At 33.0% G+C, this 25598-nt stretch carries 26 protein-coding genes; 14 read left to right on the forward strand and 12 right to left on the reverse strand.

The genetic code is table 11. The annotated features are described in order from the left end of the window. The first annotated feature begins 22 nt into the window (after positions 1-22). The 4 genes from recA (at position 23) to C1X07_RS05180 (ending at position 3731) form a co-directional block, all read left to right on the forward strand. Positions 23-1030, forward strand: coding sequence for a recombinase RecA (recA, locus tag C1X07_RS05165; protein WP_103069595.1), 1008 nt, complete (start codon positions 23-25; stop codon positions 1028-1030). Positions 1031-1157: 127 nt separating this feature from the next. Then, a complete protein-coding gene (locus C1X07_RS05170; protein ID WP_128755199.1) occupies positions 1158-1571 on the forward strand; it encodes a hypothetical protein in 414 nt (137 codons plus the stop codon). A 19-nt stretch (positions 1572-1590) separates the two neighbouring features. Then, entirely contained in the window at positions 1591-2142 is a 552-nt protein-coding gene (locus C1X07_RS05175; protein ID WP_103068925.1) for an RNA polymerase sigma factor, read from the forward strand. Further along, the gene (locus C1X07_RS05180; protein ID WP_103068926.1) at positions 2139-3731 is read left to right on the forward strand and encodes an outer membrane beta-barrel protein; all 1593 of its coding nucleotides are present in this window, start codon (positions 2139-2141) and stop codon (positions 3729-3731) included. The genes C1X07_RS05175 and C1X07_RS05180 overlap by 4 nt, the downstream gene beginning before the upstream one ends. Positions 3732-4041: 310 nt before the next feature. On the opposite strand, the gene C1X07_RS05185 is transcribed toward C1X07_RS05180, so the two are convergent. Continuing rightward, positions 4042-4779: a lysophospholipid acyltransferase family protein gene (locus tag C1X07_RS05185; protein ID WP_103068927.1), complete on the reverse strand. Its 738-nt coding sequence runs from the start codon at positions 4777-4779 to the stop codon at positions 4042-4044. Between the two features lie 75 nt (positions 4780-4854). On the opposite strand from C1X07_RS05185, the gene trpS reads away from it, so the two are divergent. Both trpS and C1X07_RS05195 read left to right on the forward strand, forming a co-directional pair. Next, positions 4855-5823, forward strand: a complete 969-nt coding sequence (gene trpS, locus C1X07_RS05190) for a tryptophan--tRNA ligase (RefSeq protein WP_103068928.1) — start codon at positions 4855-4857, stop codon at positions 5821-5823. A gap of 160 nt (positions 5824-5983) precedes the next feature. After that, positions 5984-6193, forward strand: a complete 210-nt coding sequence (locus C1X07_RS05195; RefSeq protein WP_103068929.1) for a hypothetical protein — start codon at positions 5984-5986, stop codon at positions 6191-6193. A 217-nt stretch (positions 6194-6410) separates the two neighbouring features. Here C1X07_RS05195 and C1X07_RS05200 read toward each other — a convergent pair whose 3' ends face one another. Beyond that, the gene (locus C1X07_RS05200) at positions 6411-7073 is read right to left on the reverse strand and encodes a hypothetical protein (RefSeq protein WP_103068930.1); all 663 of its coding nucleotides are present in this window, start codon (positions 7071-7073) and stop codon (positions 6411-6413) included. 992 nt (positions 7074-8065) lie between these two features. Between C1X07_RS05200 and C1X07_RS24945 the strand changes: the two genes are divergently transcribed. Both C1X07_RS24945 and C1X07_RS05205 read left to right on the forward strand, forming a co-directional pair. Further along, positions 8066-8209 carry a hypothetical protein gene (locus tag C1X07_RS24945; protein WP_164914096.1) on the forward strand — a complete coding sequence of 48 codons (144 nt, stop codon included), beginning with the start codon at positions 8066-8068 and terminating at the stop codon, positions 8207-8209. 209 nt (positions 8210-8418) lie between these two features. Beyond that, entirely contained in the window at positions 8419-9525 is a 1107-nt protein-coding gene (locus C1X07_RS05205; RefSeq protein ID WP_103068931.1) for a DNA alkylation repair protein, read from the forward strand. Positions 9526-9681: 156 nt separating this feature from the next. On the opposite strand, the gene C1X07_RS05210 is transcribed toward C1X07_RS05205, so the two are convergent. Then, on the reverse strand, positions 9682-9906 hold the full coding sequence (locus C1X07_RS05210) for a helix-turn-helix domain-containing protein (protein WP_103068932.1): 225 nt from the start codon (positions 9904-9906) through the stop codon (positions 9682-9684). An 82-nt stretch (positions 9907-9988) separates the two neighbouring features. On the opposite strand from C1X07_RS05210, the gene C1X07_RS24950 reads away from it, so the two are divergent. Both C1X07_RS24950 and C1X07_RS24955 read left to right on the forward strand, forming a co-directional pair. Further along, positions 9989-10147 carry a hypothetical protein gene (locus C1X07_RS24950; protein ID WP_164914097.1) on the forward strand — a complete coding sequence of 53 codons (159 nt, stop codon included), beginning with the start codon at positions 9989-9991 and terminating at the stop codon, positions 10145-10147. A gap of 58 nt (positions 10148-10205) precedes the next feature. Next, positions 10206-10355 (forward strand): hypothetical protein, encoded by a 150-nt coding sequence (locus tag C1X07_RS24955; protein WP_164914098.1) that lies wholly within the window; start codon positions 10206-10208, stop codon positions 10353-10355. A 17-nt stretch (positions 10356-10372) separates the two neighbouring features. On the opposite strand, the gene C1X07_RS05215 is transcribed toward C1X07_RS24955, so the two are convergent. From C1X07_RS05215 to C1X07_RS05250, 8 genes are all read right to left on the reverse strand, one after another. Then, positions 10373-10870 carry a hypothetical protein gene (locus C1X07_RS05215; protein ID WP_103068933.1) on the reverse strand — a complete coding sequence of 166 codons (498 nt, stop codon included), beginning with the start codon at positions 10868-10870 and terminating at the stop codon, positions 10373-10375. 405 nt (positions 10871-11275) lie between these two features. After that, positions 11276-11671 carry a hypothetical protein gene (locus tag C1X07_RS05220; RefSeq protein WP_103068934.1) on the reverse strand — a complete coding sequence of 132 codons (396 nt, stop codon included), beginning with the start codon at positions 11669-11671 and terminating at the stop codon, positions 11276-11278. Positions 11672-11680: 9 nt separating this feature from the next. Beyond that, positions 11681-12700: a phenylalanine--tRNA ligase subunit alpha gene (gene pheS / locus C1X07_RS05225; RefSeq protein WP_103068935.1), complete on the reverse strand. Its 1020-nt coding sequence runs from the start codon at positions 12698-12700 to the stop codon at positions 11681-11683. 288 nt (positions 12701-12988) lie between these two features. Further along, complete coding sequence (locus C1X07_RS05230; RefSeq protein WP_103068936.1) at positions 12989-13813, reverse strand: GNAT family N-acetyltransferase; 825 nt, start codon at positions 13811-13813, stop codon at positions 12989-12991. 220 nt (positions 13814-14033) lie between these two features. Beyond that, positions 14034-14390, reverse strand: coding sequence for a hypothetical protein (locus C1X07_RS05235; protein WP_103068937.1), 357 nt, complete (start codon positions 14388-14390; stop codon positions 14034-14036). 200 nt (positions 14391-14590) lie between these two features. After that, positions 14591-15724, reverse strand: a complete 1134-nt coding sequence (locus C1X07_RS05240; RefSeq protein ID WP_128755200.1) for a hypothetical protein — start codon at positions 15722-15724, stop codon at positions 14591-14593. A 33-nt stretch (positions 15725-15757) separates the two neighbouring features. Beyond that, positions 15758-16636: a sugar-transfer associated ATP-grasp domain-containing protein gene (locus C1X07_RS05245; RefSeq protein ID WP_164914099.1), complete on the reverse strand. Its 879-nt coding sequence runs from the start codon at positions 16634-16636 to the stop codon at positions 15758-15760. Between the two features lie 83 nt (positions 16637-16719). Then, the gene (locus C1X07_RS05250; protein WP_103068940.1) at positions 16720-18297 is read right to left on the reverse strand and encodes a 7TM domain-containing protein; all 1578 of its coding nucleotides are present in this window, start codon (positions 18295-18297) and stop codon (positions 16720-16722) included. A gap of 75 nt (positions 18298-18372) precedes the next feature. Here C1X07_RS05250 and C1X07_RS05255 point away from each other — a divergent pair, with 75 nt between their 5' ends. From C1X07_RS05255 to C1X07_RS05270, 4 genes are all read left to right on the forward strand, one after another. Then, a complete protein-coding gene (locus tag C1X07_RS05255) occupies positions 18373-18885 on the forward strand; it encodes an RNA polymerase sigma factor (protein ID WP_164914100.1) in 513 nt (170 codons plus the stop codon). Between the two features lie 57 nt (positions 18886-18942). Further along, positions 18943-19848 (forward strand): FecR family protein, encoded by a 906-nt coding sequence (locus tag C1X07_RS05260; protein WP_103068941.1) that lies wholly within the window; start codon positions 18943-18945, stop codon positions 19846-19848. 85 nt (positions 19849-19933) lie between these two features. After that, complete coding sequence (locus C1X07_RS05265) at positions 19934-22492, forward strand: TonB-dependent receptor (protein WP_103068942.1); 2559 nt, start codon at positions 19934-19936, stop codon at positions 22490-22492. A gap of 546 nt (positions 22493-23038) precedes the next feature. After that, positions 23039-23557 (forward strand): CvpA family protein, encoded by a 519-nt coding sequence (locus C1X07_RS05270; RefSeq protein ID WP_103068943.1) that lies wholly within the window; start codon positions 23039-23041, stop codon positions 23555-23557. A 50-nt stretch (positions 23558-23607) separates the two neighbouring features. Here the strand turns inward: C1X07_RS05270 and C1X07_RS05275 are convergent, their stop codons facing one another. Continuing rightward, positions 23608-25461, reverse strand: a complete 1854-nt coding sequence (locus tag C1X07_RS05275; protein WP_103068944.1) for a SulP family inorganic anion transporter — start codon at positions 25459-25461, stop codon at positions 23608-23610. Between the last annotated feature and the right edge of the window lie 137 nt (positions 25462-25598).

Here is a 25598-nt window from a genome sequence, read left to right on the forward strand (position 1 = left end):
TCCCGATATATTTGAGCAACAAATGAGTACAGAGAAAGACGCAAAATTAAAGGCATTAAAACTAACCTTAGATAAATTAGACAAAGCATACGGAAAAGGAACTGTAATGAAGATGAGTGACAGTTCTGTTCAGGAAGTAGATGTAATTTCTACCGGATCACTTGGTTTAGATCTCGCATTAGGTGTTGGAGGATACCCCAGAGGAAGAGTTATAGAGATTTATGGTCCAGAATCTTCTGGAAAAACAACACTTACACTACATGCTATTGCCCAAGCTCAAAAAGCAGGTGGCATCGCTGCTTTTATTGATGCAGAACACGCTTTTGATCGTTTTTATGCAGAAAAACTGGGAGTAGAAATTGATAATCTAATCATTTCGCAGCCTGATCATGGAGAGCAAGCTTTAGAAATAGCAGATAACTTAATCAGATCTGGAGCAATCGACATTATTGTAATTGATTCTGTAGCGGCGTTGACACCTAAAAGTGAAATTGAAGGTGAAATGGGAGATTCAAAAATGGGGCTTCATGCTCGATTAATGTCTCAAGCTCTCCGAAAATTAACTAGTTCTATCAGTAAAACTAATTGTACCGTAATTTTCATTAACCAGCTTCGTGAAAAGATTGGAGTAATGTTTGGTAACCCAGAAACCACCACAGGAGGTAATGCTTTAAAGTTTTATGCCTCTGTTCGTTTAGATATTCGTCGATCTACACAGATTAAAGACAGTAATAGCGAAGTAAAAGGAAATAAAACACGAGTTAAAGTAGTAAAAAACAAAGTAGCTCCTCCTTTTAGAACAGCAGAATTTGATATTATGTATGGCGAAGGTATTTCTAAAAACGGTGAGATTATAGATATCGGCGTAGATTATGAGATTATAAAGAAAAGTGGTTCATGGTTTAGTTATCAAGACACTAAACTGGGGCAAGGTAGGGATGCTGTAAAATCTTTACTTGGAGATAATCCAGAGCTTATGGAGGAGCTTGAAGAAAAAATCAAAGAAGCAATAAAGATTGTAAAAGAATAAAAAAATCTTAATAAAAACACTAAAATCCCGAAGCTTCGGGATTTTTTTATACCTTAAAAGCAACCATATCCAAATTAAAACATCTATTTATTAGGTGAGATGTTAATAATTCTCAAAACCCCAAAGTATGAGGAGGATAAAAATAATTTTAGTGTTTTTTTTGGTAGCCATCTTTACGGGATGTATGGATGATGATGAAACAAATTTCTTTTATGAATTAGTGAAAGTAGAAGAAGCTACACTTCCTGATCAATTTAATCGAGGAGAAACACACACGATTACCGTATCTTACTTTAGACCCACAAATTGCCATTCCTTTTCGGGATTTGACTATAATAGGCTAGGCAATGAAAGAACAGTGTCTGTTGTAAATTTGGTAGTAGAACAAGGTAATTGTACAGATTTAGAAACGACAGATCTAGTTGAGGTATCTTTTGATTTTTTTGTTGGTCAAGAAGATTCATATGTATTTAGATTCTGGCAGGGGAAAAATGAAAATGGAGACAATCAATTTTTAATTGTAGAAGTCCCAGTAATATAATCATACAAAAAAGTCATTAGTGGGTTTAGATCATCTCATAAAAAGATGTAAGAAAAAAAATGCTCAGGCACAAGAACAACTATATAGATTATATAGTAGCAAATTGTTTTCAATTTGCTTAAAATATTCTAACGACTATTCTAGTGCTGAGGATACTTTGCAGGATGCTTTTATAACCATTTTTGATAAAATAAATCAATATAAAAATCAAGGCTCTTTTGAAGGATGGATAAAAAGAATAACAATAAACACTGCATTGCAGAAATATCGAAAACAAAAGGTTTTTGATATTATCAATGAAGAACAAATTGAAGAAATAGATGTACACATTGATGAAGAAGAAATCTCATTAGATTATCTTCTGAAAATTATTCAACAGCTACCTGATCGATATAGATTAGTATTTAATCTCTATGTATTAGATGGTTATTCTCATAAAGAAGTTTCTGAGATGTTAGAAATATCTGTTGGTACTTCTAAATCAAATCTGGCACGTGCCAGGAAAATTTTAAAAGAAAAATTAGAAAACACCCAAGAACTGTATGTTCGATCAATTGAAGAACGAGGATGAGTGATAAAAAAAATATAGACCGTTTATTTCAGGAAAAATTCAAGGATTTTGATGTTACTCCTGATGAAATAGTGTGGGAAAAAATAAAAGCACATCAAAGCAAGGACAAGAAAAGAGGACTACTACTCCCTTTTTGGTACAAAGTTGCTGGTGTCGCTGCCTTAATTACCGTTTTATTCGGAATAGGTTATCTATCTTTTTACAACAACTCCCTTCTACAGCAAAACAACACACTAACCAACTCTGATAGTGAAAATACAACCCAAAAAGCTTCTGACAAATATTTGGAACCTTCTACTCCTTCTCAAGAAGTTTTAACAACTTCTGAAAAAGATTTTAAAGAGTCTGAAAACCCAAGCACAGACTCAAAAAAAGAATCAGATCAACACACTTTTATAAAACCCGCTATAACGAAAGAAAGTATTATTACTAAAACCGCGGAAATTCCGGAAAAAAATATATCCGCAAAAGAAAAAAGTTCTCCTTTTGTTACTTCTGATCCAACAAATAAGAAAGGACAATTAATTAGTCACAAAAAACAAAACACCAATGATGACATAACAGAGCCCAGCACTTTATCACCAAAAGAAAATAATGTTGTTCATACTAACGGTAAAAAGGCTGAAAACACAATTACCAATGACCCTGACCAGAATCCTAAATCCGGAAAAGAGCATTCCTTTTTTACCACGCCTAATAAAAAAGATATCATAAGTCCACAAGGGTTAGCAGAAAACCACCTTGATCAAACAGATAAAGAAACAACTTCTAAGGAGCCTTTGGAAGATCTAAATAATAACGGCAAAAAATCCATTTTTGATGCCATAAACAAAGACAAAGAAACTGTTGTCGAAGAATCAAAAACAGCAAAAAAATGGAATATCTCACCAAACATAGCTCCGGTATATTACAACACTATCGGAAATGGGTCGTCGATTGACAAACAATTTGCTGATAACAGTAAAGACGGGCAAGTAAATATAAGTTATGGTGTGCAAGTATCCTATGCCCTAAATGATAAATTTAGTGTGCGTTCTGGAGTGCATAAGGTAGATTTAAGTTACAACACAGAGGGTGTCGGTTTTTCGCCTTCTGCTATTGGTCAAAACCTAGAAAATGTAGATTATAACACTACTGCTGGAGCAATATTGATCTCTGATATTGGAAGAAGACCTTCAAGCTCTGAATTTTCAGAAATTAGTCGAAATGCCGTTGATCGAACACAAAACCCTGGATTACTCAATCAAAGTATTGGCTATATTGAAGTTCCTTTAGAGATGGAATACGCAATAATTGACAAAAAAATTGGTGTAAACATGATTGGTGGGGTTAGCACACTATTTTTGCAAAATAATGAGGTTTCTATCGAAGCAGGAGACTTTGAAACCCCTATCGGTTCTGCTAACAACCTTAATGATGTTAGTTTTAGTGGTAATATTGGTCTGGGTGTAGATTATCAATTATCAGATCATTTAGAGGTTAATCTCGAGCCAATCTTTAAATATCAATTTAACGCAGTTAATAATAGTGCGGATACCTTTAGACCTTATTATTTTGGAGTTTACACAGGAGTCAGCATCAAATTTTAAAAATATCTACCTTTTTTAGTTGGTTCGGTAGTTATTGCTTCATTAAGCAATGATGAACAAAGCCGTTTCTGGGGAGAAACGGCTTTTTTATATTGTTTAATCTTTAACGAATCACCTTCAAATAATATTGATCATCAAATTCACAAACAAGGATATACCTCAAATTATATTCTTTTTTCTTGGAGAAATTTCATTAAGATTATAGGTTATACAAAATAGCTATAGCAATACATCTAGGATTGATGTTTCTCATGATTCTCATAAACAAAACTTGCAGATACAATCTGGTTATTTACCTTATTTTTAAATATTAAGCTTCGGATTCTAATACTGACAAAATAGTTTGCCTTGTTTTTTCATTTAAGCTTTTCTTATTCTCCTGTGCTAATCCATCGGTAGGAATCTCTTTAAGAACACGTGCTCTCATAACTCCAGGACCACCGCTAAAGAAGGTATAAGAAAATCGTTTTTTGTTATCCAAGAACACCAAAGGAAGAATCGGTATCTGATGGTCAATAGCCAATCGAAAAGCTCCATCCTTAAACAAATCTAAAACAATAGATTCATCATCCGGAACGCCTCCTTCAGGAAAAATACAGATACTAGTCCCCCCCTGAAGTCTTGCTTGTGCACGATCAAAAACCTCTTTTCTACTTCGCTGACTATTTCGATCTACCAATATACAGGTACGTTTATAAAAAAACCCAAAAACAGGAATTTTTGCCAGTTCTTTTTTCCCAACAAAGACAAAAGGATTTTTCACACAGTATAACATTAGCATAATATCTGTCATAGAAGTATGATTCGCTACAAACATGTAGCTTTTAGATCGATCAATCTCAGCTTCTTTTACAACCTTTGGTAAAAAACCAGATCCATACAATACTATTTTTGCCCAAAATCTTGCCACTACAAAAAATTGAGGATACCACTCTTCTCTAGAACTAAAGATCAATAACAAAGGGAACATAATGATTATGGGAACACCCATAACCACATAAAACCAGATACGCCACAATAAGATAAGTATATTTCTTAATACATGCATTTCCCAAAAATACACAATTGGTTTGAGCTATGTGAACAAAAAATTTACCTTTGCCAACAAATTATAAAAATTACTATGTCCAGAATTCTAACAGGAATACAAAGTACAGGCACTCCACACTTAGGAAATCTACTAGGTGCAATTATCCCGGCAATCCAAATGGCTAATGAACCCGAAAACGAATCATTTTTGTTTATTGCCAACATGCATTCATTAACACAGATTAAAGATGCCAAAACATTGAGAGAGAACACCTACTCTACTGCCGCTGCCTGGTTAGCATTTGGACTGGATATAGAAAAAACTGTTTTTTATCGGCAAAGTGATATCCCACAAGTGACTGAGTTATCATGGTATCTGAGTTGTTTTTTTCCGTACCAACGATTAACACTCGCACATTCTTTTAAAGATAAAGCCGATCGTTTGGAGGATGTAAATGCTGGATTATTCACTTATCCTATGCTTATGGCTGCCGATATCTTGCTATATGATGCAGAAATTATTCCTGTAGGAAAAGACCAGTTACAACATCTAGAAATGACAAGAGATGTAGCCTCCCGTATGCATAATCAAGTAGGAGAAATATTTGTAATGCCTGAAGCGCAAGTACGAGAGGAAACCATGTATGTGCCAGGTACTGATGGTGGCAAAATGAGTAAATCTAAAGGTAATATTATCAACTTGTTTTTACCAGACAAAAAGCTACGCAAACAGATCATGTCTATTGCAACGGATAGTACACCTCTGGAAGAACCTAAAAACCCAGATACTTGTAATTTATTTGCTATATATAAATTGATTGCTTCTCCCGAACAACAAGAAGAAATGCGCAAAAATTATCTGGGAGGCAATTATGGTTATGGTCATGCCAAACAAGCGCTCTATGAATTGCTAATTGATAAATTCTCTGCCGAACGTGAGCGCTATAATTATTATATGGAAAATCTTAATGAGATAGACGAAGCATTAGCCATCGGAGCCAAAAAAGCAACCGAGGTTGCAGATACGGTATTGACTCGAGTAAGAGAAAAAGTTGGGTACTAGTTCTCTAGCACATACAAATTAGTTTTAAAAAAGCAGATTCCCTTTTTTACCACCCCCCTGTTTATCACCATATACAGCTATAGCAATTTTCACTGAAAACTGGTATCTGTATAGAGCGAACATATTGGATATTTGTTACTCATCAAAATAACAAATCAAAATGAAAAAAATAGGTTCTTATCTAGCAATTGCAGGTGTTATCTCGATCGTTTTAAATCTTTTTAATTATAACTTAAGGATTCTTCTATGGATCGACGCCTGGGGAGTGACTCCTGGTTGGATTATAAGAGGAGGAATAATCCTTTTGGGGTTAGTATTATTCTTTTTGGGATCAAAAAATGTTACTGAAGAAGAAAACGTACAACCTTAAGTTCGAATTTCTATTGAAGTTCTTTTAAAGCATTTTACTAATAAACCTACTTCATATCTTATTTAAAAAATAGTGTAAAAGTAGCCTCTACACAAACAGCATTTAAAAGATCAATCATGCCGTGCCTGTCAAAGAAGGTTGGGAATACCAATTTCGACAAGCCCAGCTTGACATAATTGAGGTGGTTTTAGGGCTAAAACAAAATGGCTTAGTTGGTCTATTGCACCTTTAAGATCACATTATATGTTTTGTTCTTCTTGTTAAAGACTATAGGGTATTTTCCTGCCTCAACAACATTACCTTTAAGTCCCAGTTCTTTTAAATACGATTCATCCAAAGTCAACCTATTTTTAAGATGAAAAATACTAGACTGTGGCATTGAATCACCATAATTCATGGTCATTAAATAATTTTCATTATAGAATTGAATACCCAAAACATTAGAGTTCATAGCAAAGGGCATTCCTTCTAAATCTGATTTTATGGTTAACTTAAACTTATCTTTTATAGAACCAAACTCATTCGGATCTGCCTTATAATAGATACTCCATGGGTCGTTGTATACCCAATCACATCGTATTACTTTACAAAGATTCAAATAAATGGGCTCCGGAGAAATTGGGTTGAAAATATCAGGAAAACAATTTATCTGCGCGCATATGCCATCAAGTGTTCCTCTTGGGTCACATTTACAAAGCCCTCTATCGCAAATCTGTTTGGCGGTAATAAACTGATAACTACAAAGCCCCCTAGTCGAACCTTTTGCCTCTATTTTATCTGTATTTTCTACCACAGTTCGTTCTTCCAGGTTGTTTTCTTGTTCACATGCCAACACACCAATGAGCAGTATTAACATCGTACTTACTATTACTTGTTTCATAATTAAGATGGTTTTGATAAGAATTAAAATTTAGTTTTGATCCAAAACATTTTACAATCAATTGATTCTATGGTATAAAATTAGAAAGGACACTATTGGAATATTGCCAGAGATGTAACAAACCCTGAAAGATATGTAACATAGTTATTTACCCCCTAACAAATAGGGTATTTTCTGGATACCATAAATTTTGTTAGCAACGTATTGGAAAGAATGCCTTGATACATAATACTATTTAGAACTACTCAAATTTGCTCATACAAAGCATCCAAAAAATTACCAAAAAACAACACTACGCAACTCATTATCTGCATATTACACAATAAAAATTCATTAAAAAAATGTGATAAAATACGCTAAAAGCCTTTTTTTTAGGTGTTAAACCCATATTTTTTATTTTTCTATTTAATGCTGTTAGATACGGCCGTCCCTAGGATTACTGTGTTTATTTACAAAAAGCAAAAAAAATAAAATGAAGCGCTCTTTTTTAGCCTTAAACGTAGTATTTATAATGCTTTGAAGTAATTTTGGTGGTAAAACCACATATTTACTATGTGGTTTCCCGTAAAAAAAATTCAAATTTTATACTTAATTTAATATCAAGGAAATTTTATGTGTAGAGAATTACTTTAAATCCTCTATCACATTGTTAAGCAACGTTAAGAACAACATCGTCTGCTTTTCAACATGATTAATGACACGCAAATCACTTCAGCTTTTTTGAAGTCATATTATTACCTGTACGAGGTCTTATTTTGAACTTAATTTTTGATTCGCCAAGTTTTCTAGGGTTTATCATTATTAACAAGCATCACTTTGTAACCAGGTATACACACAAACTCTCACTCTATTAACTCACTAAGTATTCATACTCTTGTAGTATGGAGTATTTAACCTAGACTCAACAAACTCATTGTCATATTAAGTTAAATCCTTACGTCAATACCCAGTAAGGAAAATAAAGTGAAATATTAACTAATAAACCTTAAGTCATGACAGAGAAAAAATTGTATGAACGACTATTGCATTACAAAAGTAAGTATGGATTAACCAAAGAAACATTTCAACATTATCAATGGGCCTTGGAGTTACTAAAACAACAGTCCCAGAAGAGAAATCTGGAAGAAGGAATCTAAAGGAAAATCCAAATAAATTACTCACTCTCATCCAAGTAGATGCTATGGATGAGAGTGAGTAATTTGTTTTTGATACTACAAAATGTTAGTCAGACAGAATCGAAAAGCTAAATCTGACAATTTCTTCTATCCAATTTAGTTTTTTATAGTTGACATACGGTTGTCACTACTCCATTTTACTTTTACATCATATCAAATCTAAACTTATAATGGCAGAATTATTTAAGCATATTTACTCACAGAAGTTTTTTGAAAGTTTTACTACTGTTCTTCAAAAAATAGTCCCTGATTTTAATACTTCATCTTTCTTAGAAAGCATTTTTAATCACGAATGGGAGGAGAAAGAGTTAAAAGGGCGTATGAGGCATACCTCTATTATCTTACATAGTCATTTATCTTCAAATTACACAACAGATATAGGAATCATATTAAAAGTAATTGAGCAACTTCAAAAAGAAGGATTCAAAGAAAGTAGTATAGAATATATGTTTTTCCCAGATTTTGTAGAAATGTATGGAATGAATGATAGCGCTTCCTCTTTTGCGGCAATAGAAAAAATAACACAGTTTACCAGTTGCGAATTTGCTATTCGTCCTTTTATCATAAAATTTCCTAAAAAAGGAATTAAACAGATGATTGAATGGTCAAAACACCGACACCCAGCGGTAAGAAGGTTATCTTCTGAAGGTTGCAGACCTCGTTTGCCATGGGCAATGGCTATTCCATTTTTAAAAAAAGATCCTACTCCAATTCTACCAATTCTCAGACATTTAAAAAATGATGGCTCCGAATCTGTTAGAAGAAGTGTTGCTAATAATCTAAATGATATTGCAAAGGATAATCCACAGGTTGTCATTAATCTTGCAAAAAAGTGGTATGGGCAATCAAAAGAAATTGACTGGTTAGTGAAGCATGCTTGCCGAACACTTCTAAAACAAGGAAATATTGAAGTAATGAAACTATTTGGTTTTGGTTCTGTTCAAAAAATTAGAGTCGAAAAATTTCATATTACTACTCCAAAGGTTCAAATTGGAAACGTACTAGAATTTACGTTCCAAATAACTAATACTGATAACTCACCTTCTAAGTTAAGATTAGAATATGGACTTTATTATCAAAAAGCTAATGGAAGTCTGTCTAAAAAAGTTTTTAAAATAAGTGAAAAAGAGTATTCAGCAAAATCAACGACAGTGATCAAGAGAAAACAGTCTTTTAAAATAATCACTACCAGAAAATTTCATACGGGGCTGCACCAGTTATCAATTATCATTAATGGGAATGAGTATGAAAAAAACGATTTTCAATTGATTGTATAAAGTAAAGATTTCGCATTATCTATAGTTTGATCGTTAGCCAATTCATTCGTCTTTAATTTACCTATAAATAGATGCAAGTTATTATACAAACACCTCTAAGGCAGTGCAACCACTTTCAAACTAGCAAAAAAACAAGTTTACAAAGTCACAAATAGGCTATTTAAAGTCTCTATCAAAAAAATCTTTAGGAGATATTTCAAAATATTGGCAAATTTTAAACAATGTTGTAAAAGAAATATCTCTTTTGCCCTGCTCTATCCTTCCGAAATGAATTCCCGTATCATTAAGCGCATCCTCTTGGGTCACGCCTTTTTGTGATCGTAGATCTTTTACTCGCTTAGCTAATATGTTAAGTAGCTCTTTTTTATCATATTCTTCCACAATGGAAAATTCAGCTTAATAAAACACAAACTCAATTACCGATCGGTAATTTTTATTATATTTGTTATATAGATAAATACCTATGACACAGGAAGAGTTATACCAATACATGTTGGCATATCAACAGGAACATGACTTTAGTATTGAGAACCAAAGTAATTTCATTTCTGCAATGGAGACATTAAAACAATGCAGTCATCTGGAGAATGCTTCAGAACTTTCTCGGTCACAAGAACATTAAAATTTTATTAACTCATCCGGTATAGTATTCAAATACAGTCGTAATAAAAACACACATCATGACGGAGAAAAAACTATATGATCAACTTATGAAACACAAAAGTAAGCATGGTATCACTAGAGAAACTCAACAATACTATTTATGGGCTCTACAAACAATATCAGAAAACAACACTAATAAAGAATCTCAACCCGTTTCTCAGGTATAACGCTTAGAAATTAGCTTCTATTTCATAAGGGTAACTTCAGAGAGTGTTTTGCTGTAAACAAATTTTAGCATGATTTCATACCCTAAATCTGGATCATCATACTCAATAAGAACCACCAAGTTTTCATTTTCTAGCTTCACATCTGATTTATTAAACAATAAAATATTACTTTGATCATAGGTAAAATAAAAATCTCCATTGGATTCTTTTTCCCAGTTTCCGTGGGTATCTTCAGTATCTTTTATACATTCTCCTCCAGTACCAAAATCAGTATAATAACTCTTCTCTACGAATCTTCCATTTTTCAAGATAGCTAGAGTTGTTAATTTTTCACAAGCGGAAAGGGGAAATTCTTCGAGAGGAGTATCTTCTCCTTCGTTACTAAATTCTTGCTTTAATTGCCATATACCCACTATAGAAGCGGCAGAAGTATTCGGTTTATCTTTCCCACAAGAATACACGCCAAACAGTGCCACAGCAAAAAGCGTAACATAAACAGGTAAATGTTTATTCATATGTTGTATTTCCAATTACACCTGCAAAAATCAGAAAAATACTTCAGATTAACAAATATTTAACATAATAATGTGTATTTTAACGACTATAAACGCTTTTAATCGACAAAAGTTTATTGATATCCTAAATTAAAAGGACTATATCTACATAATCCAACCAAAATATATTGGTCGTTTATCTAAACATTTTGTTCACATATTTTATACATTAAATGATAGTCGAGATAAAATGCCCATCCATACAAAAGCCTCATCAAAGAGTGCTTTTTTTCTTTAAATCATTCCATTAATTTAAAGAAAAAATTATTAAATTTTTGAAGTAAAAATTTCTAAAAAGAATACATCAGAAACTATAAAATAGTGAAGACCAAAAGTTTCTCTTAAAATCTAGATATAGTAAGCTACTTATTTTATCAACACTCCTCGTTGATTCATTACCGGCAAGTCTTGAAAAGCCTTTTCGTTAATGGTATGTTTTCGGAAAAGATATTTTTTATCATACAGCTTATTATCCACAAAAAACGTAACTGCAAATTCATTATTCATCCCTAGCAAAGCTTCTTGAATCATTTCAATTTTTGCAGACGATTTGGCCTCTACAGTACCTATACCATGACGCAAAAGAGATGTTTTTCTATCTTTATCATACCCTTTTGTTACGACCAATACCATCTCTATTGCCGTATCCCGATCATTTATAATATATGAATTCCAATTTTTGGCTAGAAACTCTTCGTCCCATTCTTTGATTATTGCAATATAAACACCTTCTACTACAGGGATTTCAATATCTTCTTTCATAATTGCAATCTATAATGAAGACTTAAACTGTTCTAAGAAACGCACATCATTCTCACTTAGCATTCTAATATCTGAAGCACCATATAAAAGAAGCGCTATACGATCAATCCCCATTCCAAAAGCAAATCCACTATATTCCTGTGGATCTACGTCACAGTTTTTAAGCACATTGGGGTCTACCATACCACATCCCATAATCTCTAACCAACCAGTCCCTTTTGTCATTTTATAATCAGCTTCTGTTTCTAATCCCCAATATACATCTACCTCAGCACTTGGCTCTGTAAATGGGAAATATGAAGGTCGTAACCTAATCTTAGACTTACCAAACATCTCAGTAGTAAAATATTGCAACGTTTGTTTAAGATCGGCAAACGACACATCTTTATCAATATACAGTCCTTCTACCTGGTGAAAAAAGCAGTGTGATCGAGCAGAAATGGCTTCATTACGGTATACTCTTCCCGGAGAAATTGTTCGAATTGGCGGTTTATTATTTTCCATATACCTAACCTGAACTGAAGATGTATGTGTACGCAGTAAAATGTCCGGATCAGTCTGAATAAAAAACGTATCCTGCATATCACGAGCCGGGTGGTATTCTGGTAGGTTTAATGCAGTAAAATTATGCCAGTCATCTTCTACTTCTGGTCCTTCACTCACATTAAATCCTATACGAGAAAAGATATCGATGATCTGATTTTTTACCAGAGAAATAGGGTGGCGAGATCCTAAAGCAATAGGTTCTGCCGGTCGTGTAAGATCTCCATAGATCCCTTTTTCTTCATCTTGGGATTCTAATTCATCTTTTAAAGACTTTACCTTACCCTCGGCAGCAAGTTTTAAAGAATTAATAGCTTGACCAAATTCTTTTTTCTGGTCGTTGGCGACATTTCTAAATTCTGCAAAGAATTCATTGATCAATCCTTTTTTCCCAGAAAACTTAATTCGAAATGCTTCTACATCCTCTTTTGTTTTGGCTTTGAAAGCATCTACTTCTGCTATATACTCTTTAATCTTATCAATCATCACTATTTTCTTATATAGAACGGCAAATTTACATAATTTAGGTCAATGGAATAGTACCTTAAACACAAGAAAGCTGATTTAACATCTTTTTTTACTGAAATACAATAAAGCAGTTAATATTAACTATACTATTACAACTTAAGAAACATTTCTTTTTGAGCGATTAAACTCCCTTGAGTCTCAAGGTTATTTTCCTACTTCAATTAATGTATTTCTATTATCACTTACATTTCATAACTAAAAGATATGAGGTTTCTCATAAACATCAAAATTCAACATTATAATATTCTATTTTATACTTAACTCCATCTCATACTGATCAACTGTATTTATAAGTTCAATTGTTTTGAGATAGTTTAATTTTGAAATTAACCTTTCATCTACATTATTAATTTTAACGGTTTCAGAAATCTTTTTAATTCCTAAAAAAAGATAATCCCAGCTAAATTTATCTTTATTTAATACATCAAATTGGGCTATATAACCGTTTGTCAAATCAATAACAAAATAGGCCATGGGAGTTTTTTCATTTATCACCTGAAAACATTTATAACTCCCGCTTATTAAGGAGTTTTTATGATTATCCCACGAATAGAATTCTTGATTGGGTAACTGCCTCCAATTTAATTTTTTGAGATCAAGCTCTAGTAGTGTTACTTTCTTTTCGACATTTACATTTATTTTACCTTTAAAACATTTATAGTTTTTACACTTCTTAAACCCGATACTTTCGTAGGCTTTTATAGCGATAATGTTTTCTTTTATTACTTCTAGTGAGCATTTAGTAACTCCATTTCGTTTCAGATCCTTAAGAGCGAATTTATAAATAGATTTTATGATTTTTTTTCCTCTATATTCAGGAATCACCCCTGTTCCTGTATTGAATGCAACAACCTCCTCATTTCGCTTATCAATACCATTAATGATAAACCCAACCAATACCTGATTATCAAACATTCCGTATGAGAGATCAAAACGAACCTTAACATTGTTCCATCTTTCTTTATAATATTCTACATCTGTAGGCATATCTACAAAGTAGTTTTTAAAAGAAACCAAAAAGCAATTCATTATTAACTTAAACTCTACACCTTCTAAAGATCTAACAATCATACTCTAGTGTTTTCCTTATTCTTTGTTAACTATTCTTTTATTAAATCTCCAATTGATTCCTTTGATGATAAAACTTGGATATACTACCATACGATACTACTCCTCTAAGAACAGAGAATTAATTGTAATCTCTAACTCTTTTTGACAATAGTCTTTTATACAAAAAATGCATCCGAAGAAGTTACCTATCGCCAGATTAAGCAAATGGAATAACCTTTGATTAGTTAATATACTCGCTTGTCAAAAAATAACTTACAATAGCTTCTTTCATTAAAACTGATTGCTCTCCTGCCTTAAGGTTTGGCAACTGTTCTTTTACTTTGTAATGCGGCCATCCTTGATCATCATAAAAATCAAACTCATAGTAACCATACGGTTCTAAAAGACGACAAATAGCAATATGCATTAGATCAAGTTTTTCATTTTTTTTAAACTCCCTATGAATCTGTCCCAATTCTTGCACCCCTATCAAATAAATAATCCCATCAAGATCAAGATCTTCTCCCTCAGCAAATTGATCAGAGAGTTTCGTTACCAACATATCCCAACGCTCTTTTAATTTTTCATCTCTAGCCATAATCTTTGATCTGTTATTTTTCTAATGTACTTTGGTTTGGGTATTTAAAAACGTCTGTATTTATTCTTTTGAGTACTTCCCCAAGTGATTTCTTATAATTTTGATGCCTCAACGTATTATGATTGAATGTATTCAAAAAATTAAGCGTTACAAAAGTAACGCTTAACAAAAAAAAACTAACAAAAATAGAATAGAAATTCCTACAATTCCCATCTAAGTCCAATTCCGGCATATTGATTTCTATAATTTCTAAAAGATCGTGCATCTATATCGGTGTAATTAGTACTTCTTACTCTGGAGTAAATAGTTGCTGTTATTGAAAATCCATTTCCAATTTTATGAGATGCATTCATTTGAAAATTTGCATACTGATATTTAAGATTTTCTCCAATTCGCATTTCTGTATTTCTAGCTTCAATGTCATTATATTTTCGACTAATATGAGATAACGAAGTTCTTATTTTGGTAGATTTATTTTTATAAGTCATATGTATTCCCGGACCAAATTGATTAAATCCAGAGCGACCTGTAGAGTTATCAATTCTTTTATAATAAATGAGATTTGGTTTTACTCTAAACTTTTCGCTAAATGGTAATTCATAAAAGAGATTCGCTTTTATATAATCCCAATCTCTCTCTCCATCGGTATCTATCTCACTTGCATTAAAAGTATCATACAATCTTTTTTTGACATATGCACTTATTCCAAACTTGTGTTCCAGCCGATGAACCTCAAAAGACTGAATACTAGAAAACTGCACTCCATACTCATCAAATTGTAAATCTCTAACTCCAAAAGCATCGAAATCTTTAAAATTGTAAAAGCCTTCAAATGTCATCTCATTAGCCTTAAACGGTGCAAATTGAACACCAGTAGTGATTCCATAATTTGTATATCCTAATGGGTTAATTAATACATCTTGATTACCTCCAAGCCCCTCTCTATTCATTCTTTTAAGTCTAATCTCTGTCAAAAAAATTGTTTTTCTGGTAAACTTGTGATCATATTTGGCTTTTGCATCAAGACTCCAATAGCTATCATCAAAATTCTCATAAAACACTCTCGAAAAAGGGTTCAACGACAGTCTTGCCCTATTCTTTCTCCACTTATAGCGATACTTATAATCTATTTCTATATCTTGATAAACGCTACTAGAAATCAGATTTTCTTTGGTGAGAACAGTATTATCTACACGTACCTCTTTTGGACTTTTAAAATAATTATACTCATACCCGCCTTGTGTTTCGATATCCAAACTGTTTTTACTTTGTGAGAAACCTACCATAAAGACAAATGATACCGTTACTAGGCATATTACATTTCTTATTTTCATTACAATTCTTCTTCTTTATTTTAATGATTAAGTTTAAATAGCTTGCTTTATTACTTCTTTAAGCCCCATTCTATTTACTAACTGAATGCCAAGTCCGGGACGAACATTAATTTCCATGATTTGTGGACCTTTGTTTTTATCAATAACAATATCAATACCCAGATAGTTAAGTGGAAATGCCTTTGCTGTAGCTATGGATATCTCCAAAATTTCTTCCCAGTACGGTATGGGGGAACCATTAACCAAAAATGCACTATCCGGGTGATGATTACTGTATTTTCTACCATCGTATACTTCCTTCAATCGCCCTTCTTTCATATCGATACCAATACCTACACCATTTTGGTGTAGATTTGCTTTGCCATCAGACCTGTCTGTTGGCATCCTTAACATCCCCATTAGAGGTGTGTTGTTAAGTGTTATTATTCTAAAATCAGGAACTCCCTGAGGGTATATATCATGAAAAAAAGGATGAGGTTCTATACACTCTTCGATAAGCACCCTATCATGAGAACCTAGGGAAAAGAATCCCATAATGATGGATGCCATATGCTGAAATATCTGTCGATCACTTATGGCCTTTCCTTGACTTGTCCAATTGCTTTTTTCATCTTTTTTAAGAATGATAATACCACCTCCTCCGCATCCATTAGCAGGTTTTATAGCCACTGCGTTATATTGCTTACAAGATTCCCAAGCTTTTTTGATATCGCTATTATATTCTACTATTGCATATGTTGCTGCACAAGGAATATTGTTTTGATGTAAAACCTCTTTGGTAAGAACTTTATCATCTGCCAGAGCATAATGCTTTTTTGGATTATTTGGATAAATAAGCTTAATATTTCTCTCATTCAAACCGATAACCTTTGATGTTGCCTTAGACTTTTTATTGAAAATTATCGAAAACATATTCATACATTTTATACGTTATTTTCCTTAGTTCGTTATAAAAACAAGTAAGTTTCCATTTACCCTACCAAAAAATTATTTTTTTATTTTTCTACCTTCAAAAGAGGTTTAAATCGAAACAACTCTATCCATCGTATTCCTATGTATCTTCCCAAAAATGCAGCAAAGACAATAATGAGTAGAACAACCTCTGGAAATAATATTAGAATAGATGGCAACCAAGACCAGGATAATATGAGGTAACAAATCGATGTAGCAATTAATGTCTGGAACAGTTTATCTATAGCTTTTACATACCCATCCTCTAGTGTAGATCTAGAAAACCGCTCTGCCGAAATTGTTAGAATGATAATTGGGAAAAATGTCAATTTTGTAAGCCATTCTATATTATTTTTAACACCTAAATGTGTTGCTAAAAGAATTACAGATACCATTACAGTTAGAGAGATTACCAATTTTGGTGTATATAACAACCTCAACTTATCAAAAGGATATGATATTAATCCAATAAGTGTTATTAGTCCCACAAAAATTGCAATCCCCGAAACAAAACCAATATGTAGCAAAGAAAATGCAATTAGCACAGGAAGAAATACACCAAAAGTCTTTAATCCCACTATGTTTCTTAAAAAAGCTACCATTAAGCCGCCTATAGGTAACAATAATAGAAGATGTAGTGACCCCTTTGATATTATTTTCTTGTCGACTAGATTCCAAAGTGAAAAACCCGGTAAATTGTGAAGTTCTTCAGAATTCATTTTTAAGAATGAAATATGATTTACTTGATTGATCTGGTAGGTATAATCAAATTGAATCCCAGCTGTATGGGTAATCAGGGACTTATCTCCTTGATATAATTCTAAGTAGTTAGAAGGTAGATAAGCAAAGTGATTATTTAAACCATCAAAAGGAACCCATACCTTGTTTATCAATACTTCTACCCAAGCATGAGATGTTCTTTTTTCTGTATTCTCTAAGATAATACCTCCTTTTATTCTTGCCGGGTATCCAAGGTTTCTACACAATGCTACAAACAATCTACTTTTTCCGTTGCAAGAGGCTTTATTTTGCTGAATTGTTGTTATCGCATCGGTCAGTGTAATTATTGGAGCAGAAGGAATTGCATATACGTAATCAAAAATCTTTCTGATTACCTCTTTATCATTTTTTGTGTCTTGATCAAGTCGTGCAGCTAATTCATCTATAATTTTATCTTCTGATTGAATGTTTTCGGTTGGTCTAAGATATTTAAGGTAGTTCTCTGATACAGTATTAAATGATTTTGGCAGTCTATAAGTCCGATCTTTTCCTTCGAATATAAATTCATAATCCACAGAATGGTACGCTTGTTTTTTATCTGTTTCCCAAATAGCCTTAATATTCTCTGAATCTTCTTCTTTCCTAAAAAAAGACAGATTGTTATCGTTTGTTACTTTTTCTTTAGATATACGTTGTCTAGAATTGTTTTTAGGAATATAGGTTTTTAGTGATGTAGCCTTATCCCCTGATTTGAAAAAGAATCGATACTTAATTTGATAAACATTCTCGGGATTAAAATTGTCGTAATTCTTAAAGATAGGCTTAACTTTTAATCCAATAGAAACAACTACTATTATAGTAATTAAGCTTAATGAGATTTTAAGATTTGTTTTCGAATTCATAATCAGCTATTTTTGGATTAATAACAAGTAGGAATTATTTCACCCTACCCTAAATCGAAAAAAAATCTTTTTTTTATGATGCAATCCTCAAAATCTGTCTGTGATCAACCTGTATTTACCAAACTCTTTGAAACACATGCAGAAACTGTAAGAAATTTCATTTTTTACAAATGTGGAGACAAGGAGCAAGCAGAAGATGTTATGCAAGAAGCTTTTATAAAACTATGGGACAATTGTAAAAAAGTGATTTTTGAAAAAGCCAAAGGTTTTTTATGTACAGTAGCAAATAATTTATTCCTTAATCAAGTTGCACATAAAAAAGTTGTTTTAGAATATTCTAAAATCCCTAAAAGCAACAAAAATATCGAATCCCCGGATTTTGTAATGGAAGAAAAGGAGTTTATGAACAAGCTCCAAAATGCGATTGCCGAGCTTTCTGAAGGTCAACGAGAAGTTTTTTTATTAAATAGGATTGACAAAAAAACATATAATGAAATTGCAGAAATGCTTGATATTTCTGTAAAAGCCGTTGAAAAAAGAATGCACAATGCGTTAAAGCAGTTAAGAAAACTAGTAAAAAACATATAGATGGTGGTAGGGTATTCTAAAACTTACCTGTTATTCTCCTAACAAGAGGTAGAAATTATGCTTGAGGAAAAGGACGATACATACTTAGCAAAATGGTTGGATAATAAACTCAACCCAGAAGAGCTTGAAGAATTTAAAAAGCTTCCTGAATATGATGATTATAAAAAAATCGTAACAGGGTTAGCATTTTTTAAGGCCCCCTCATTTGATGTGCAACCATCATTAGCAACTACTCTAGGAAAGATTTATCAACCTAAACAAGGAAAAGTAATTAATCTAAAACCTGTCGTATCCGCAATAGCTGCCGCTGCTTCAATTGTATTGATTATTGGGATTTTCTTTAACAAAGTGACGTATGCCGCAAAATCTGGAGAACAGTTGGCTATTGTATTACCTGACGGGAGTTCTGTAGATCTTAATTCTGCTTCTACATTATCGCATCGCCGTTTTTTCTGGTCAAACAATCGAAGTATCACACTAAATGGTGAAGCTTATTTTAAGGTAACCTCAGGAACCAATTTTACTGTAACTACAGAATTAGGGAAAATTGAAGTATTAGGAACCCAGTTTAACGTAAAATCTAGATCCAATGAATTTCAAGTAGGTTGTTATGAAGGAAAAGTAAAGGTATCAACAAATGATCAACAACAACAAAAAATAATACAAAAAGGAGAAGGAGTTTCTCTGCATGGCAAAAGGCTTATCGAAGAAACAATTATACATACAGAACCTCTATGGAAAAAGGGGGAAAGTATTTTTAAGAGCGCTCCATTAACAATTGTATTAGATGAATTAGAAAGACAGTATAATGTCTCGTTTAAACGCGATAAGATCGATCAAAATCAACTTTTCACAGGTGGTTTTAATAATAATGATCTAAACATTGCTCTAGAATCTGTTCTTGTTCCTATGGGAATCGATTATGTAGTTAATGGTAGTAATATTTCGCTTTCTCCCCAATAAATTTTAAAAATTATTGTTTACTCATTTACACCATTGATTTTAAAATATTGAGTTTTTAGAATATTTTAAAACTGTATATCGAATTATGAAAAGAATTCTGTTAGTACTGCTTTTTTGTACATACTCATTGCATGCCCAAATTACCAAGAATTATAATCAAGTGCCCCTTCAACAAGTTCTTACAGAATTATCAGAATCTTATGATCTTATTTTTTCTTTTAGCAATGAAACCGTAAAAGACAAAATAATTACACTGGCAATTAACAACACCCCAATAGATAAGGTTCTCACCACATTGACAACACTAACTAGTCTAAACTTCAAAAAAATCTCTAATCGGCAAGTAATTGTCAGCCCCCAAAACAATAACGTTGAAGTATGTGGATATCTTTATGATGAAACTACAAACGCTCCTCTCTCTTTTGCTTCTATAACTATTGAAAGCACTAAAACTGGTACCATTGCAAACGATGACGGTTTCTTTCAATTAGGTAGTGTTCATCAAAATGCAACAATAACAATACAATATGTAGGGTATAAAGACAAAACAATTACTGCTGATTCTTTTAAGGCATCAAGTTGTCCCAGAATTCCTCTTTTTGTAGAAAGCACCTCTCTAGCAGAAGTACTTATCGTAGAATATATCACTACAGGGATTGACAAAAACATTGATGGTTCATTTGGGATTTCTAATAAAGACTTAGGTATTCTTCCTGGTCAAAGTGAGCCTGATATTTTACAAAGCATTCAACTTATCCCAGGAATAAATAGCCCTGATGAAACTGCTTCGGGCATACAAATTCGAGGTGGTTCTCCCGATCAAAATCTAGTACTATGGGATGGTATAAAAATGTATAATACTGGTCATTTTTTCGGAATGTTTTCTGCATTTAATCCTAATGTTATTAAAGAAGCAAAGATCTTTAAAGGAGGAGCGGATCCAAAACATGGAGACCGTGTATCCGGTGTAATTGACATTTCTAGTGATAATGAAGTGCCAACAAAACTTAACGGAGGAGCAGGAGTTAACGGCACTCATGCAGATTTGTTTTTCAAAGTTCCTGTAGGCAAAAGTATTGGATTAGTTGTTTCGGGCAGAAGATCTTTTACTGATTTTTTTGAAAGCCCAACATATGATGTTCTTTCTGAAAAAGTATTTCAAAACACAAAAATAGTAGAGAACCTTAACCCCTTAGACCCCGAAGAAGAGGAAGAAGAGGAAGAGTTCATAGAAAAAATTGGAGAGAACAACTTTTTCTTTTATGATATTACTACCCGACTAATTATAGACTTATCAAAAAATGATAAAATTCTTGCCAGTAGTATCCATACTCATAATGATCTCGCATTCGAAGTAAGTGACGAAGAAGATCTACTTACCGATGATCTCAATATCAAAAATGAAGGTCTTAGCCTATCCTGGGAAGGCACCAAATTTGATCATTTTCATCACAGTTTAAAAACCTACTATTCTAAGTATGATTCTGACTATTTATTCATTCAAAAACAGGAATCCCAAATAGAAGAACAATCTGTTAGACGTAATACCGTAGAAGATATTGGATTAGATGTTAACATTAGTTATGATCTAGATCCTAAGAACTCTTTAATGCTCGGTTATCAATTCTCTAACAACGAAGTGTTTTATACCGTTACCAGAGAAGGTGAATTCGAATCACCTATAAACGAATCTGATCAAGTAAAAAACACGGCAAATACAATATATGCCAACTATAAATTCTCACCAAAAAACAAGAGTTTTATAAACATTGGAATAAGAACATCACATTACTCGATAATTGACAAACTATACATAGAACCAAGAGTAAATATTGAGCACCCTCTTACTAATTTCTTAAGGATAAAAGCCACTGGAGAACTTAGATATCAACCCATAAGTCAGTTGGTCGAATTTGAAGACACTCAACTTCGTTTGGAGAATAATTTATGGATTCATACTAATAATGAAATTCCTATCTTAGAAAGTTCACAATACTCTGGTGGATTACTTTTTTCTAAAAAGGGTTGGAATTTTGAAATAGATGGATATTACAAAAACATCGAAGGGCTTACCTCTGTTACTAATGGGTTTAACACAATCAATACTGATCTATCTACTGGCAAAAGTACAATTGTTGGTGTAGACATATTGCTAAAGAAAAAGTTCAAAAATTTTAGAACATGGCTGGGATATACTTTTAATGATATCCAGTATACTTTCCCTGAGATACAAGAGACTTCTTTTTCTGGAAATAATGATATCACACATAATTTTAGAGTTTCTAACACTTATGAGTTAAGTAGCTGGGAGTTTTCTTTAGGTTGGTTATGGCGATCCGGAGCTCCTTTTACAGATGCTAATCTGGTTAATGAAGAAATTGAATTTGGTTCTGCCAATGCTAAACGTTTACCAGAATATCATCGTTTAGACCTATCCGCAATATATCGATTTAGCTTTGACAAATCGGATAATTGGAGAGGTCAAATAGGTGCTTCAATATTAAACCTATACAATCGACAAGTTCCGACTTCTGTTAGTTATCGAGTAGATGATAATCCAACCACAGGAGATATAGAATTAAACAAACTACAACAAAAATCACTAGGGATTACTCCAAATCTAGTCTTTAGATTATACTTCTAAACAAATCATATCAACCTGTTCTTTGTTTTCATTTACATCAAATATTAGGTGTTTTGCCAAATTTTCAATCCTATTGACTAAACTTTTAGTCAACCCGATGATCTGTTTAACCTCAAAGACCTTCTCGAGTGTCTTTTCTACCTTCCTAAGCGTCTTTTTGACGAAGTATTTAACGCTACCTGTACAATTTTTAGGTCGTGGGGTTAAAATTTTAAAAAGAATAGTTGAATTTTTAGCCTTTAAAGCTAAAGTTTTAACTTGTGAAGCTAAACACTTCGTCTTTTTCGCTAAACGGAACGTCTTTTTGACGCAATCGAAGGTCTTTGGATCAAAACTGCATTATACGTACTTCAGGTCTGTGCAAAAAATCGCTTTAACTCAGCCACTCTTTCCGTGATACCAATTTGACTTTGAAGCATAGATGAAAAGGGAATTTTATGTGATAAATTAAAATCAGAAATGGTATATTCTCTATTTTACAAAATAAGATTATCAGTTAAGTTATACATAGAAAGAATTATATTTGGGCGTAACTAATTATATCAAATGAATTATCTCGACATCATTTTAGGTATTTTTTTGCTTTGGGGCTTAATAAAAGGGTTTAGCAAAGGCTTGTTTTCTTCCTTGGCCTCTTTAGTAGCTCTTGTTGTAGGAATATATATAGCCGTTCACTTTTCCCATATTGCTGGAAGGTACTTGGAAGAGTATGTAAACTGGCAAGAGGGAGCTACAAAATTAGTGGCTTTTGCAATCACTTTTATCGTTGTTGTTATACTCGTTTCTCTGGCAGGCAAGATTCTTACTAAAGTTGCAGATTACGCAGCATTAGGCATTTTAAACAAAATTTTGGGCGGTGCGTTTGGCGTGCTAAAAATGGCATTTATAGCCAGTGTTATCATTATATTTATCGATGCTATAAACAGAAATATTACTTTGATCAAAGAAGAAACCTTAAACGCATCTGTTCTATACAATCCAGTTCGTAAGTTAGCACCCATGGTATTGCCAAGTATATTGAATAAAACAGAGGAAGAAGATTCTGAAAATACTCATCAAGTTTAAAAAAAGTAAAATCAAATTTCTAATAACAACAAATGAGTTCTTACTAGTTCTTATACCACATCCTCTACAACCTCACTCAAATAGGCAATACAAGAATCAAAATCTTCAAATATGTAATCTTCTGGTATTAAATCCGGAATAATATTAATGTTTTTTGCTAGGTATCTAGGCTGTTTCTGGATTTCTACAATATATATTTTAATTCCTTTCTTTTCAAGGTTTAAAATAATCTCTTCAAGAGCATATACTCCGGATTGATCCATATAGGGGACTCTGCGCATCCTTAGAATAACATGTGTTGCCGTTTCAGGAATATGATTAGCCAGTAGTTGCAATTCACTCGTAAAACCAAAAAACACAGGTCCGTTAAGGTGTTTAATAAACACCTCTTCTTTAAGTCTTTGAGGAAAATTAACTTCGTCTTTCCATTGTACTTCTTCTCTATTACTTCTGAATCGTTTTAATGATTCTACCTTGGATTCACGAGCTGTAACATCTCCCATTTTTTTCATAAAAATCAATGAAGCAATTACCAAGCCAATCCCAACAGCATACACCAAATTCCAGAAAACCGATAGGATCAAAACTACTATCATTATTATTACCTCTATCTTAGGGATGTGAGGTATTGCTTTTAATCCTTTGTAATCCATAACTCCAATACCTACTGTGATCAACACTCCAGCCAAAACAGCAGCAGGAATTTGGGAAGCAACAGGTCCTAGAAGCAATAAAACAATTAATAATAGAACTCCTGCTATCATTCCTGAGAGTTTTGTTTTCCCTCCTGAGTTTATATTAACTACAGTACGAATTGTTGCTCCTGCTCCCGGAATTCCGCCAAAAATTGCGGCGATACTATTCCCTATTCCTTGTCCAACCAATTCTTTATTTGGTTTATGTTTTGTTTTAGTCATATTATCAGCAACAACTGATGTTAGCAAGGAGTCTATAGCTCCTAAAAACGCCAGAGATAGAGCTGTAAAAATATATGGAGTTACTGCTCCTAGTTTAAAATCTAAAAATATACCCAAATTCGGCATAGGAAAACCAGATGGTATTTCTTCAATAGGTCTATAATTCAACCCGAAACCATAGGCAACCCCAGAGACGAGCACTAGTGCTACTAATGTACTGGGTACTACAGTCGTTATACGTTTAAACCCATAGATTATAACAATTGTAACCAAGCAAAGAATAAGCTCCAGATAATTAATGTTTGACAAAGCCCTGGGCAGGCTTTTAATAGATCCCATAACACCAGAAGTCGCATTACCTGCCAGGGTTACTGCTTCTAAATCAATTTCTTCATTAGTAACAGTTTCTGCTCTTTTGATGGTTTCTTTAAAATCTTCAAGAACCAAAATTCCTTCTCCAGCTTCTTCTTTTAAGATTTTATTCAAAATAACTTCCTCTGCCTGAGGTTTAAACTTATCTACATAATTTTGATCCTCTTTTGGGTAATACCCCAAACCTGGCAAAAATTGTGTAATTAGGATCATCACCCCAATAGCAGTCATAAACCCGGATACAACCGGATATGGAATATATCTTATATATTTTCCTATCCCTATTACTCCTAGTCCGATTTGCATTATTCCAGCCATAAAAAATACTATCAAAATAGCAGGAAGCGCCTTATCCAGATTTCCATCATTAGCTCCTATCAAACCAGCTATAACAAGCATACTAACAGCTGTCATAGGCGCAGTAGGTCCAGAAATCTGAGTATCCGTACCTCCAAACAATGCGGCAAAGAAACTTATGAATATTGCTCCATAAAGCCCAGCACTTGGTCCTAATCCTGAGGACACTCCAAATGCCAAAGCTAGAGGTAATGCTACAATACCCGCCGTTAACCCTCCAAACAGATCTCCTTTAAAATTGCTAAAAAATCCTTTCATCCTATTGCTTTTTGTTATACCCCTTAAAAACCTATTGCTTTATCATCTCTCAAATAATGACATAATTTTAACAACGTCAAATTTACATAAAAGAGTATTTGTTTTTAATAAATCTTGTTGTCTTTAAAGTTAATTAA

Source organism: Aquimarina sediminis (assembly GCF_002895435.1).
In the GTDB taxonomy this organism is placed as follows: Bacteria; Bacteroidota; Bacteroidia; order Flavobacteriales; family Flavobacteriaceae; genus Aquimarina; species Aquimarina sediminis.